This window comes from Epibacterium sp. HA2-3, assembly GCF_055693725.2.
Genome location: NZ_CM172490.1, coordinates 103,470 through 116,539 on the forward strand (window position 1 = coordinate 103,470; position 13,070 = coordinate 116,539).

13 protein-coding genes are annotated in these 13,070 nt (G+C 61.9%); 8 read left to right on the forward strand and 5 right to left on the reverse strand.

Annotation, left to right across the window (positions count from 1 at the left end):
- Nucleotides 1–127 precede the first annotated feature (127 nt).
- The 8 genes from ACZ1HH_RS00485 to ACZ1HH_RS00520 all read left to right on the forward strand — a co-directional run bounded on the left by ACZ1HH_RS00485 (nucleotide 128) and on the right by ACZ1HH_RS00520 (nucleotide 9,040).
- Entirely contained in the window at nucleotides 128–1,090 is a 963-nt protein-coding gene (locus ACZ1HH_RS00485) for a metal ABC transporter solute-binding protein, Zn/Mn family (RefSeq protein WP_472637021.1), read from the forward strand.
- A 2-nt stretch (nucleotides 1,091–1,092) separates the two neighbouring features.
- Entirely contained in the window at nucleotides 1,093–1,896 is an 804-nt protein-coding gene (locus ACZ1HH_RS00490) for a metal ABC transporter ATP-binding protein (RefSeq protein WP_472637333.1), read from the forward strand.
- Nucleotides 1,897–1,927: 31 nt separating this feature from the next.
- A complete protein-coding gene (locus ACZ1HH_RS00495; protein ID WP_472637022.1) occupies nucleotides 1,928–3,130 on the forward strand; it encodes a metal ABC transporter permease in 1,203 nt (400 codons plus the stop codon).
- Nucleotides 3,131–4,057, forward strand: a complete 927-nt coding sequence (locus ACZ1HH_RS00500; protein ID WP_472637023.1) for a metal ABC transporter permease — start codon at nucleotides 3,131–3,133, stop codon at nucleotides 4,055–4,057.
- 90 nt (nucleotides 4,058–4,147) lie between these two features.
- Nucleotides 4,148–6,082 (forward strand): DNA mismatch repair endonuclease MutL, encoded by a 1,935-nt coding sequence (gene mutL / locus ACZ1HH_RS00505; RefSeq protein WP_472637024.1) that lies wholly within the window; start codon nucleotides 4,148–4,150, stop codon nucleotides 6,080–6,082.
- A 10-nt stretch (nucleotides 6,083–6,092) separates the two neighbouring features.
- Complete coding sequence (locus ACZ1HH_RS00510; RefSeq protein ID WP_472637025.1) at nucleotides 6,093–7,328, forward strand: DNA recombination protein RmuC; 1,236 nt, start codon at nucleotides 6,093–6,095, stop codon at nucleotides 7,326–7,328.
- Nucleotides 7,325–8,638: an adenylate/guanylate cyclase domain-containing protein gene (locus ACZ1HH_RS00515; RefSeq protein WP_472637026.1), complete on the forward strand. Its 1,314-nt coding sequence runs from the start codon at nucleotides 7,325–7,327 to the stop codon at nucleotides 8,636–8,638. The genes ACZ1HH_RS00510 and ACZ1HH_RS00515 overlap by 4 nt, the downstream gene beginning before the upstream one ends.
- A 78-nt stretch (nucleotides 8,639–8,716) precedes the next feature.
- Entirely contained in the window at nucleotides 8,717–9,040 is a 324-nt protein-coding gene (locus ACZ1HH_RS00520; RefSeq protein WP_011537474.1) for a DUF3775 domain-containing protein, read from the forward strand.
- 82 nt (nucleotides 9,041–9,122) lie between these two features.
- On the opposite strand, the gene ACZ1HH_RS00525 is transcribed toward ACZ1HH_RS00520, so the two are convergent.
- The 5 genes from ACZ1HH_RS00525 to ACZ1HH_RS00545 form a co-directional block, all read right to left on the reverse strand.
- Complete coding sequence (locus ACZ1HH_RS00525; RefSeq protein ID WP_472637027.1) at nucleotides 9,123–10,265, reverse strand: saccharopine dehydrogenase family protein; 1,143 nt, start codon at nucleotides 10,263–10,265, stop codon at nucleotides 9,123–9,125.
- Between the two features lie 29 nt (nucleotides 10,266–10,294).
- The gene (locus tag ACZ1HH_RS00530) at nucleotides 10,295–11,347 is read right to left on the reverse strand and encodes a saccharopine dehydrogenase (protein ID WP_472637028.1); all 1,053 of its coding nucleotides are present in this window, start codon (nucleotides 11,345–11,347) and stop codon (nucleotides 10,295–10,297) included.
- An 11-nt stretch (nucleotides 11,348–11,358) separates the two neighbouring features.
- Nucleotides 11,359–11,973, reverse strand: coding sequence for a glutathione S-transferase family protein (locus tag ACZ1HH_RS00535; protein WP_472637029.1), 615 nt, complete (start codon nucleotides 11,971–11,973; stop codon nucleotides 11,359–11,361).
- Nucleotides 11,974–11,993: 20 nt separating this feature from the next.
- A complete protein-coding gene (locus tag ACZ1HH_RS00540; protein WP_472637030.1) occupies nucleotides 11,994–12,650 on the reverse strand; it encodes a histidine phosphatase family protein in 657 nt (218 codons plus the stop codon).
- Between the two features lie 113 nt (nucleotides 12,651–12,763).
- Nucleotides 12,764–12,991: a WGR domain-containing protein gene (locus ACZ1HH_RS00545; protein ID WP_011537479.1), complete on the reverse strand. Its 228-nt coding sequence runs from the start codon at nucleotides 12,989–12,991 to the stop codon at nucleotides 12,764–12,766.
- Nucleotides 12,992–13,070: the final 79 nt, after the last annotated feature.

Sequence of the window (13,070 nt, forward strand, 5' to 3'; positions counted from 1 at the left end):
TTTTTTACCAAAAGGACAAAAAACGAAGTTATTGTGAGAATAATTCTCATTTTCATTGACTAAGTTGCGAAGCGTTCTCATATTGACCGGGAGAGAAGCGAGAATCTTGCGGACAGGGAGCACATACATGTTGAACCGACGTCATACGCTTTTGGGGCTTGGGGCTGTGGCGGCTTTGGCTGCGACACCGGTCGTTGCCACAGAAGGGCGGCTCAATGTTGTGGCGACCACGGGCATGATCGCGGATGCTGCGCGTCAGATTGGCGGCGCGGATGTAGAGGTCACGGCGCTGATGGGTGCGGGGGTCGACCCGCACGCCTATCGCCAGACCCGCAGCGACATCGCGGCGATGACCCGCGCGGATCTGGTCCTGTGGCATGGCCTCTATCTCGAGGCGCAGATGGAGGACTTCTTTCGCGGTTTGGCACGCAAGCGCGAGGTCGTGGCGGTGGCGGAGGCCATGCCCAAGGATCTTTTGCGTGGTCACGACGACTATGCGGATAAGTTCGACCCGCACGTCTGGATGAGCCCGGATCTCTGGGCGCATGTGGTGCAGGAAGTGGCGCGCGCGCTCACCGCTGCGCGTCCCGCACTTGCGGATCGTTTTGCCGCCAACCTCGAGCGCCACCTTGGCGAGCTAGACCGGCTGTCAGATTACGGGCGGCGTGTTGTGTCTGGCGTTCCGCAGGAAAACCGCGTGCTGGTCACCGCGCATGACGCCTTTGGATATTTTGGTCGTGACTACGGGTTTGAGGTGATGGGCCTGCAGGGCATCTCCACCCAATCCGAGGCGGGGCTGAACCGGATAGGCGCCTTGGTCGACACCCTGGTGGAGCGCCAGATCAAGGCCGTTTTTGTAGAGACCTCTGTTGCGGATCGTTCCATGCGGGCGCTGATCGAAGGGGCGGCGGCCAAAGGGCATGCAGTTGCGATTGGCGGCGAGCTCTTCTCTGACGCGATGGGGGCGGATGGCACCTATGAGGCGACCTATGTGGGCATGCTCGACCATAACTTTACCACTATTGCCGGCGCTTTGGGCGCAGAGGTGCCTGGGGCCGGGATGGACGGCAAGCTTGGGGCTGGGCACTGATGATGCAGCTCTCATTGGCCAGCCATAATGGCCAGACCGCATCGGATACGCAGTGGGATCAAAGTCCGCTCGCCATTCGTGGTCTGACTGTCAGCTACGGTGAAAAGCCTGCGGTGTTTTCGGTCGATATGACAGTTGAGCCGGGCCAGATGACTGCGATCATCGGGCCAAATGGTGCAGGGAAATCTACCCTTCTGAAGGCCGCGCTGGGCATTGTGCCGCCCGTGTCTGGCCGCGTGCAGGTGTTTGGTCGCCCGCTCGACCATCAACGCGCGCGGATAGCCTATGTGCCACAACGCGCATCAGTTGATTGGGATTTCCCAACCCGGGTGATCGACGTGGTGATGATGGGGCTCTATCGCGAGTTGGGGCTTTTGGGGCGCATCCGGGGGACCCACCACAAGATCGCGAGAGACTGTCTGGAGCGCGTCGGGATGAGCGAATTTGCCACCCGTCAGATCGGGCAGCTTTCGGGCGGCCAGCAGCAGCGCGTGTTCCTCGCGCGCGCCCTGGCACAGGGCGCAGACCTCTATTTGCTGGACGAGCCCTTTGCAGGCGTGGATGCGGCCACGGAGAAAGCCATCATTGGCGTCCTCAAGGCTCTGCGGGCCGAGGGCAAGACTGTGGTGGTGGTGCATCATGATCTGGCGACGGTACGGGACTATTTCGACAATGTGTTCCTGATCAACACCCGCAAGGTGGCAGAAGGCCCGGTTGCCGAGGCCTTCACCGCGGAGAATTTACAGGCGGCTTATGGTGGGCGGTTGGCCACGGCGCAGATCGAACAGATCGCGCGGCCTCTGTGAACCCTGAACAGGTCGGAAAGGCAAGCAGAGCATGTTGATTGACGCGCTGTTCCTGCAGTTGGGCTATAACGCGACCTTGGTTGCGATCGGCGCGGCGCTCTTGGGCGCAGCTTCGGGTATCACTGGCACCTTCCTGTTCTTGCGCAAGCGGGCGCTGGTGTCGGATGCGGTGAGCCACGCAACCTTGCCAGGTGTTTGCGTGGCCTTTCTGATCCTTGTGGCTCTGGGCGGAGACGGTCGCAGCCTAGCGGTGCTGCTCGTTGGCTCGGCTGTTTCAGCGGGGATCGGGCTTTGGTGCATGAACTGGCTTACCCGCAACACCCGGCTGGCCGAAGATGCGGCGATTGGCGCGGTGTTGTCTGTGTTCTTTGGTTTTGGCGTGGTGCTTTTGACGGTTATCCAGACCCTTGGGGTTGGCCGTCAGGCAGGGCTTGAGGGGTTCCTGCTCGGCTCCACCGCTGGCATGCTCTACTCGGACGCGCTGGTGATCGCCTCGGGTGGCGCGGCGGTTTTGCTGGTGATCCTGCTGACGCGACGGCCCATGACGATGGTGGCATTTGATCCCGAATATGCGGCGGCACGCGGCTTGCCGGTCGACAAGATCGACCTGCTGATGATGGGTCTGGTGATGGCGGTCACGGTGGTTGGCCTCAAAGTGGTGGGGTTGATCCTGATTGTCGCACTGTTGATCATCCCGCCCGTGACCGCGCGGTTCTGGACCGAACGGGCCGACTATGTGGTGATCCTCGCGGGGGGTCTGGGCGCTGTTGCCGCCTATCTCGGCGCGGTGGTCTCGGCCTTGGCGCCGAACCTGCCCACGGGGCCGATCATCGTCTTGATGAGTTTTGCGCTTTTTGCGCTCTCGCTTCTGGTAGCGCCCAACCGAGGGGTGCTGGCGGCGGTGCTGCGTCACCGTCGGTTCCAGCGCCGCGTGCACATCCGGCAGGGGCTTTTGGCGCTTGCACAAGCGCAGACCATATATGAACCCCTGACTCTGCGGCTTTTGTCTCGGGCAGGTCTGGTGCGCGCAGATGGTGTGGCCACCAAGGCGGGACAGGCGCGCGCCGCCAAGGCGCTGCGCGATGAGCGCCGCTGGGACATCCTGCGCCGCGATCAGGCGCAAGAAGCGGCGGCGGCGCTCTATGATGGGCTGCGCGAAATCGAAACCGTGCTGACCCCGGATCAGATCGCGGAGATCGACCGCAAGATCGGCACCCCGAGGGAGGCCTTCTAGATGGGCAGCGAATTTGTCACCCTGTCGCTCACGCCGCTGTTGATCGGAATCTTTGCCGCGGTGGCCTGCGCGCTGCCCGGCAACTTCCTGCTGCTGCGCAAACAGGCGTTGATCGGGGATGCAATCAGCCATGTTGCCCTGCCGGGCATCGTCGTGGCCTTTTTGCTGACAGGTGCAATTTCGACCTGGCCGATGATGCTGGGGGCCGCCGGCGCGGCGGTGGTTGCGGTTGTGATGATCGAAGGGATCCGGCGTCTCGGGCGGATTGAGCCAGGCGCGGCAATGGGCGTTGTGTTCACTACGCTCTTTGCTGCGGGTGTACTCTTGTTGGAGCAGAGCGATACGTCCTCTGTACATCTGGACGTGGAGCATGCGCTCTATGGCAACCTTGAGAGCCTGATCTGGCTGGATGGCACCGGATGGGAGTCACTTCTCGATCCGGAGGCGCTGGCGTATCTTCCCGTCGAGCTGCCGCGGATGGCGGCGACATTGGTTGTCGTGGCCGGGTTTATCGCGCTCTTCTGGCGGCCCCTGAATATTTCGACATTTGATGAAGGCTTTGCCCGAACCATGGGCCTACGCACCGATCTCTTGGGGCTTGCGCTTGTGATCATGGCGGCGATTGCAGCGGTGGCGGCGTTTGATGCGGTGGGGTCGATCATTGTGATCGCAATGTTTATCTGCCCGCCTGCGGCGGCGCGGATGATGACCAATCGACTGGAGATCCAGATCGCGTGGAGCGTCGTCTTCGCCACGCTCTCGGCCATTCTTGGCTATGTGTTGGCAGGCTATGGCCCGCTATGGATCGGCATGAACGACGCCGTGAGCGCGGCGGGCATGATCGCAACCGTTTCCGGTGTGATCCTCGCCCTCGCGGCGCTCTTTGGCCCCTGCCGCACCCGTGCGGGTGCGCCTTCGGGCGTCTAGGCGCGAAGCTCTATCGAGGGACTGCAAGTGGCTATCCGCACGCGTATTGCGGGTGGCAGAATCGCGGGCTGGCATGCTAAATATTGCGGCATGGCTACAATCGACCCCCAAATCAGCGAAAAATCACCGACTGAGGCGCCGGCCAAACCCGCGCGTCCCGTGATCCGGCAACTGGATGACGGCGCCATCAACCGCATCGCGGCTGGTGAGGTGGTCGAGCGTCCGGCCTCGGCCGTCAAGGAACTTGTGGAAAACGCCATCGACGCCGGTGCGACCCGCATCACGGTAGAGATCGCCGATGGTGGTAAGACGCTGATCCGGGTGATCGACAATGGCTGCGGGATGACACCAGAGGACCTGCCGTTGGCGCTGTCGCGCCATGCGACTTCCAAGATTGATGGCTCTGATCTGTTGAACATTCACACCTTTGGCTTTCGGGGCGAGGCGCTGCCGAGCCTTGGCGCGGTGGGGCGGCTGGCGATCACCAGCCGGGCCGAAGGACATGACGCAGCCCAGATCCGCGTGTCAGGCGGCCATATGGAGCCTGTGAAGCCTGCGGCGCTCCGGCAGGGTAGCATCGTGGAGCTGCGCGATTTGTTTTTTGCAACACCTGCGCGGCTCAAGTTCATGCGCACCGACCGGGCGGAAACGCAGGCGATCTCGGACACGGTCAAGCGGCTGGCGATGGCAGAGCCTTCAGTGGGCTTCACCTTGCGCGATGTCTCAGGTGGCGGCGAGGGCCGCGTGACCTTCCGCGCAGATCCCATGAACGGCGATCTCTTTGATGCGTTGCACGGTCGGCTGGCGCATGTCATCGGGCGTGAGTTCGCCGAGAACGCCCTGAAAATCGATGCCACGCGAGAAGGTATCCGGCTTTATGGCTATGCGGCCCTGCCGACCTATTCGCGCGGCGCGGCAGTGACGCAGTTCCTGTTTGTGAATGCGCGTCCGGTAAAGGACAAGATGCTCACGGGCGCGTTGCGGGCGGCCTATATGGATTTCCTCAGCCGGGAACGACACCCGGCGGCGGCCCTCTTTATCGACTGTGACCCGACGCTGGTGGATGTGAACGTGCATCCGGCAAAATCCGAGGTGCGCTTTCGTGATCCGGGGCTGGCGCGCGGGCTGATCGTCTCGGCGCTGCGCCACGCGCTCGCCGAGGCCGGCCATCGTGCCTCCAGCACCGTGGCAGGCGCAACCCTGGGGGCGATGCGACCGGAACAGCCCACCGCGACAGGGGCGCCGCGGGTGTATCAGATGGACCGGCCGTCCTTGGGCGCACGGCACAGCGCCTATGCGGCGCAGGCCCCCGCTCAGCCGCAGGCACCGTCCTATGCTGCGCCGCCTCCCTCTGATGCGGCAGGGTTTGCCGAGTTCTCGGGCGCTTATAGTGGCCGTCTGGTCGAAGAGACACCTCTTGAGGAGGCTCAGCCCCCCGCCGAGGATCAGCCCCTTGGCGCGGCACGCGGGCAGGTGCATGAGAATTATATCATCGCCCAGACCCGCGACGGGATGGTGATCGTCGATCAGCACGCCGCCCATGAACGGCTCGTTTATGAGCGGCTCAAACGTCAGATGGCCGAGAATGGCGTCGCGACCCAAGGTCTGCTGATCCCCGAAATCATTGAACTCTCGGATGGGGATTGTGCGCGCCTGCTGGAAGTTGCCGAGGATCTTGCCAAGTTGGGACTGGGTATTGAGGCCTTTGGCGGCAGCGCCGTGGCTGTGCGAGAAACGCCCGCCATTCTGGGCGAGGTCAATGCCGAGGCTATGATCCGCGACATTCTGGATGAGCTGGCGGATCAGGGTGAGAGCCAGCTGGTGCAGGCGCGCCTTGAGGCAATCCTGTCGCGGGTGGCCTGTCATGGCTCGATCCGCTCCGGACGGCGCATGCGCGGAGAGGAAATGAACGCGCTCCTGCGGGAAATGGAAGACACGCCCCATTCCGGCCAGTGCAATCACGGCAGACCCACCTATGTGGAGCTCAAACTCGCGGATATCGAGCGCCTCTTTGGGCGCAGCTAAGGAAGATCTGATGGACGGCATGGAGATTGCCATCGCCAATATGAGCGCCGCAGGACCCGTCCTTTGGGCCGCCGGCGCAGGCATGCTTTTGGTGCTTGTGTTGCTGTTTCAATCGTGGCGCACGTCGGCGCGCACCGCCCGCGCACTGGAGCCCCTGAGCCAGCAGATGCACACGCTCGGGCATGTGGCGCAGCAGCTCTCTGCCGGGCAGGACGCCTTGCGCGGCAACTTGCAGACAGTGTCGGACACTCAGGCGCATGCGCAGATGCAGATCCTTCAGACCATGGAAGCGCGCCTTGGAGATGTGCAACAGCGGATGAACGACCGGCTGGCAGAAAACGCGATGAAACAGGCGCGCGCAATGTCCGAGATGCAGGAGCGCATGGCCGAGAGCCTGCACGGGAATGCCAAACGCACTGCCACCTCGCTCACCCAGTTGCAAGAACGGCTTGCGGTGATCGACAAGGCGCAGGACAATATCACGAAGCTCTCGGGCGATGTGCTGTCGCTGCAGGATATCCTGTCAAACAAGCAGACGCGGGGCGCCTTTGGTGAGATCCAGTTGAATGACATTGTCTCAAAGGCGCTGCCGAGCGATTCCTATGCATTCCAACACACGCTCTCCAATGGCAAACGCGCGGACTGCTTGATCCACTTGCCCAACCCGCCCGGGCCCATCGTGATCGACAGCAAGTTCCCGCTCGAGCCCTATGAAGCGCTGCGCGGCGCTGAAACCCAGGAGGCGCGCGCCCAAGCGGCCCGGCTCCTTAAGGGCGCGCTGCGCAAACATATCCGAGACATCGCTGAGAAATATATCCTCGACGGGGAAACCGCCGACGGGGCGCTGATGTTTCTGCCTTCAGAGGCGGTCTATGCAGAGCTACACGCGAATTTCTCGGATGTGGTGCGCGAAGGGTTCTCGCTCAAGGTCTGGATCGTCTCGCCCACCACATGCATGGCGACGCTGAACACGATGCGGGCGATCCTGAAAGATGCCCGCATGCGCGAACAGGCGGGTGCCATTCGCCAGGAACTGGGTCTGCTGCACAAGGATGTTGAACGTCTCGGCGACCGGGTGGGCAATCTCGATCGGCATTTCGCGCAAGCCCAACGGGATATTTCCGATATCAAGATCAGCGCCGACAAGGCTGGGCGACGCGCCCAGCGGCTAGATAATTTTGACTTTGAGGACCTTAACCCAGAGAGCGTATCGCGGGTTGTTGCCCTTGAGCACCCGGGCGAATGAGACCTCTGCGCCACCGTCGCACCGCACCGGATGCGGCACTCTTGCGCGAAGCGGAGCTGCGGGCGGAGAAGGTTGTCTCGATCCTGCGGATTTTCGTCGCGCTTGGGCTCATGGTGGTCTTCTTCCTCGCGGTGGGTGAACCACCCGAGGAGATTGCTGATTTTCTGCGGGAACAGTGGATTTTCGCCGTCCTGTCGATGCTGTCCTACCTGCTCCTTGGGGTGTTCAGCCTGTGGCTTGCGCGCAGTGGGCGGTTTCGGCGCTGGATGATCTGGCCGGTGGTGACGCTGGATTGTCTGTTTATGCTAGTGAATGCCTGGGTGGGGCTTGAGAACATCTCCATGCCCGGAGCCCTAACATTCCTGTTGCCGCCGACCTGGCTGGTTCCCGTGGTGATGGCCTTTGCCGTTTTGCGGTTCAATCCTTATCTGCAGGCCTATTGTGTGGTGCTGATCGTTGCGGGTCTCGGGTATCTGAGTTTTGTGAGCGATGTGACGGTGTCACCCGACGCGATCAATCGCATCAAACATCTTGTGTCCGTGCCACCCAACATCGTGCGTCTGACCATGATCCTGCTTGCAGGCGTGGTTCTGGTGGTTGCGGCGGCGGCGCTTCGGGATCTGCTGCATCGAACCTTGATCGAGACGGAGAAGCGCCTGCTGCTGACCCGCTATCTGCCCGCTCGGTTGGCGGACCGTATTCAGGGCGAAACCCTTGCAGATGTGCGGCAGGAACAGCGGCAGGATATGGCTGTTATGTTTGTCGATATTCGCGGCTTTACCTCCTGGGCGGAGGGGCGCGATCCGGCCGAGGTTGGCGCCTTTGTCACCGAATATCGCATTCGGGTTCAGAAGGCGGCCCGCGAAACCGGCGGCATGGTCGATAAGTTTATCGGCGATGGCGCGATGCTGTTGTTTGATGGCGAGGCCGCTCCCCAACGGGCGCTTGAGTGCGCACAAAGGCTCTCGGAAGAAGTGCAGGATTGGTCTGAAACCCGGCTAAAGGCAGGGCGCAGCGCCGTGAGCGTGGGCATCGGGCTTCATTGGGGCGAGGTTTTCTCCGGTGTGGTCGGAGATGAAGACCGTCTGGAGTATACGGCCCTTGGTGATACCGTGAATATTGCCGCACGGCTTGAACAAATGACCAAGGCCTGCGCGATGGAGATTATTGTCTCGGACGCAGTGCTTGCGGCGGCAGGGGAGCCCGCGCGTGCAGGTTGGATTGCGCTGGAGCCGGCACCATTGCGCGGGCGCAACCAGCCGCTCGCCCTCTTTGGACAGAAGGAACGCCCGCGCAAGGAGGCGTGCTGATTTGCTGTAGATCAAGGTCATCTGGCCTTCGGGCTGTCACTGTAAGCGAAGCAACAGCTTTGCAGGAGGACGCGCAAGATGACGGAGATTGCAAGCAACAAGGCAGAACAGGTGGCGTTGATGGCACGCGAGATCGAGCGGGCTGAACCCGAGCTGCGCGCCTTCATTGCGGATATGAACGAAGATGAACAAGCCGAGCTGGTAGCCTTGGTTTGGACTGGGCGCGGCGTGTTTGAGGCCGAGGAATTCGAGCAGGCTGTCGAAACTGCCCGTCGTGAAAAGACGACTCCCACCGAGGATTACCTCCTGGCGACGCCGAACCTGGCCTATGACATTGAGGCGGGGCTTGAGGCGCTCGGTATTGATGTCACAGCGGCGGCTGAGGATGTGATGGGCCGCTAACGAATTGCGGTTGCGCACAAAAAAACCCGCCAGCGGGTGCTGGCGGGGCCATTGATAGTGTTTGCGCAGTAGGGGCGCGGCTTCAGGAGCGGTGGGACACCACCTGAAGGTGCTGCGCCAGTGCGCCGATGCGCCCCATCCAGCTGTCCACCAGCGCTGGATCGCTGGGCGCGGCGCTGACGCCGGGTGCGATCTTGCCGTTCATCGCGGCCTCAATGGCGTAGGACACCGGATAGGACACCAGACGCGCCATGGCGCTTCCGCGCTCGTCGCCCCATGCGTCCATCACATAGGTCTTGTGCCACTTGGCCTGGCCGTCTTTTTCCGCCTTGAGGTCCACACAGAGCACCACGCGATCCGGCTCGCCGTCGTCATAGGCGTTTTCGTCCCAGAACTGATCGGACATTTCCTTGAGGCGGGCGTCGCCTTCGGGGCCTTCAAGCGTTTCAACCTCTTTGAAGACATCCGCCCAGGCCTCGGTCCAGCCATCCAGACGTAGTGTGCCGCGCACGAAGGTTTTGACCTTCCAGTCCTTGTCGAAGTGATATTGCTCCATGAACGGCAGACTGTCGCGGTTGGGATAAACCTCAAAGGTTTCGGGCGTCGCAAGCGGCGCATCATAGCTGGAGATTGCATCCCAGGGGCGTGCCACGTCCAGAACCTCAAAATCGCGGATCGAGCGCGAGGGCGAGCGCAGGGCCTTCAGCACGCCGAGGGGCGACCAGCTGAACTTGTAGCGAAATGGGTTCGGGATCTTTGGGATGCCGCCACAATAGGACAGAAAGCTGATCTCATTGTCCGCGTCGAAGGCCGGAGATTCCGCGTATTCAGCCACGAGGGCATGGGCCATCAGGTGATCGATGCCCGGATCAAGCCCGACCTCATTTACCAGCGCGACTCCGGCGTCTTTGGCCTTTTGGTCGAGGGCGCGCATCTCCGGCGAGATGTAGGAGGAGGACACAAAATGCGCCCCCTTGGAAATTGCGAGCTCGGCGAGTTCCACATGCCAGTCGCCGGGCAGCATGGAGACCACGACGTCCGCTGGGCTCAGAAGCTCCGAGAGGCGTGCAATGGAGAATTTGTGGATGTTGGTGGTCAGATCCCCAACAGCCTCGGCGGCTTTTGCGGGTGTGCGGTTCCAGACGGCGACGTCGTGACCCGCTTCGAGCAGGCGACGTAGGCCGGGAATGGCGGAGAGGCCGGTGCCGCACCAATGAATAGTCATAGTTGTTCTCCTTGATCTGGGCAGGCTTTTCAGCCCGCCACATGTTCGTCAAAGACCGCCTTGGCCCGGCCCCAGACGCCCGCATCCAGATCGGACAGGGTCAGAAGGCTTGCCAGAAGCTGATCCGCGTAATCCTCGGAGCTTTCGGCAGGAAGCATCGAGGGGAGGTTGTCGATCGCCATCACGTCCAGGACTGGATCATTGGCAACACGCACAACCGGCGCATCCCATGTGGTTGCGCGTGAATAGACAGGGACGGGATTGTAATCGCTGTCCGGATCACAGGCCACATCCCCAATTGCGGTGAGGTTGCGCGCGGCCGTAAGCGCCTCTTTGGGCACAAAAACGGGCGTGCCGGGGCGGGCAAAGATGCAGTTCAGGAACAGATCATGGTCGAGGATTTCCGGGAACGGTCCGCCGCTCGCGGTCTCGTTCATATCCCATTTGGTGACCGCAACGCCCATCGCCTCGCAGAGATCCGCAGCGCCAGTTCCGACCCGGCCCAGAGCGCCGATGACGATGGCCTTGGGGCGGTCTGCACCGGTGGCGTCCAACTCGCCGCCGAGATCGGCCAGAAGCGCGTCCTTGTCCTTGTAGACCCCAACCGGCCCGCAGGTTTCGCCGCGCTGCTGTGCGGCCCAGGCCTTGAGCGTGACAGCAGCACCTGCATACCCGGCCCAATAGCCAAAGGCGGCGACCCTGCGGCCGGACGGATCCACCAGATACTCCAGATCATAAAGCGTCCCGCCGCCTTCGCGGAACCGGCGCAGAAGCTCCTTGCCGGAGTGCTGGCCTTTGAAAGCGTGACCAAACATGATGTGGCGATGGGGCAGTGGGGTGCCGTCGTCGGGCAGCTCCTTGAGGCCAAAGATGATGGCGTCACGCGGCGCATCGGGCCAGGCGTTTTCTGGCGCAATTTCGCAGCCTGCATCGATGTAGCCCTGAAGCGGGATGGCGCGGCTGCTGCTTTCTTCGACCGTAACGCGAATACCCGCCTCCAGAAGCGCCTTGGCCCCTGCAGGCGTCAGCCCCACGCGATCCTCGTTCAGGCGCTGTTCGGCCCGGACCCAGAGATGTGTCATAGTCTTGTTCCTTAAAGCATATCTTTGGCGCGCACAGTCTTGATGCTGTCGCGAGCGTCCATCGCCTCGATGAAGGCTCTGAGTTTTGGAAAACCTGCCAGCTTCACGCCGTCCCCCTCGAGCCAGGTGCAGACCACATAGAGGTAGAAATCTGCAAGGCAGGGTGTGTCGCCGAGCACAAAAGGCCCGCGCAGCCCGTGGTTGCAGATGTACTCGCAAGAGGCGGCCATGGTCTCGGGCACCTTGCGCGCCATGTCCTTGAATGAGGCGGGATTGGAGGCCCAGCGGCTGCCCCGCATCTTGTGGGCGTGGTTCACATGCATGGTGGAGGCGAGATAGAACATCACCTCGCGCATGCGCGCCTGAAGGACCGGATCCGAGGGTCGCAGTTCGGCCTCGGGTGCGAGGTCCGCGATATATTCAAGGAGCGCACCAGTCTCGGTCAGGATGCCGCCCTCAACCGCCAGTGCGGGCACCCGGCCCTTGGGGTTGATCTGATGATAGGCGCGCGTGGTCTGCTGTTTCTCGGCAAAGTCGATCTTGACCGCCTCATAGGCGAGATCCGCCTCCTCGAGCGCGATGGCGACGGCGACTGAAATGGTGTTCGGGGCGTAATAGAGTTGCATGTCGGACTCCTGGGCGGATCTCAGAGATGGGTGCGCGCATACTGGCGATCGGGGGCTTCGAGATGCGGGACGCCGTTGAACAGCACTGGCGCATAGGTGCCGCCGATGTTGTGCAGACGGTGCAGCGAGGTGTTCATGATCGCAAGCGCGATGCGTGCTGTGGCGGCAGTATCCAATCCAAGGCACTGACGCATCACCATGGAAATCAACCCGCCGGAGGTGACCACCAGAGCAGGGCCTTCGCCTTCTGAGATCTCTGCCAAGGCGGCTTTGGTGCGGGTTTCAAAGTCGCGCCAGCTTTCGGGAGGGGTATCGATACGGTCTGCTTCCCACGCGGCAAAAACCTTTGGCAGATGGGCGACAAAGCCCTCACGCTCCTTGGGAATGGCCAGCCCGTGCTGAGCTTCCATCGCCTGTGCAAGCGTAAAGTATTCCATTTCGTTGAGGCGGGGATCACGGATGATATCACCTGCGTCGAACCCCATGGCGCGGGCGGTTTCCTCGTGCCGGGTCAGGGTACCACAATAGACGCGTGCGTAATGGTCTTTGCAGTCGCGCAGATGGTCGCCGAGCCATTGCGCTTGCTGATGGCCAAGGGGGCTCAGCTTGTCGTAGCTGGCTTCATCCCGTGCCGCGGTATTGGCCTGGCCGTGACGGACCAGTGTGATTTCTGACATGCGCGCCTCTTTGATCCCGTTGCAGAAGTACTAGGGGAGGGGCGTCCGGGTTGAAAGGGCCAAACTGCGGATGTTTGTTCCAAGGCGGGTCTGGCGCAGTTATCCTGTGCAGCTCAGGCGCGGTCGTAGCCACGTTTCAGCATCCGGTGACGGTGCCGATCCGCTGCGACAGAGGCGTCGCGCAGGTTGCCGAAGATATGGATTGTCGAGCACCCTTTCCCGCCTTTGACCCCCCACTCACGCAGGAGGGACACCTCATCAAAAAGGTTCATCGCCAACTCGATCCGGTAAAACCGGGCGGGGCGGCTTTCAGAGTGATTATAGAGCAGACAGGTCGCCATCCGGTTTTTCTACGCCAGCCGAATCACCGCTGCAAGAGCCCAAAACGCGCCTGTTGTCCGCCGAGGGTTTGGTCTCGTG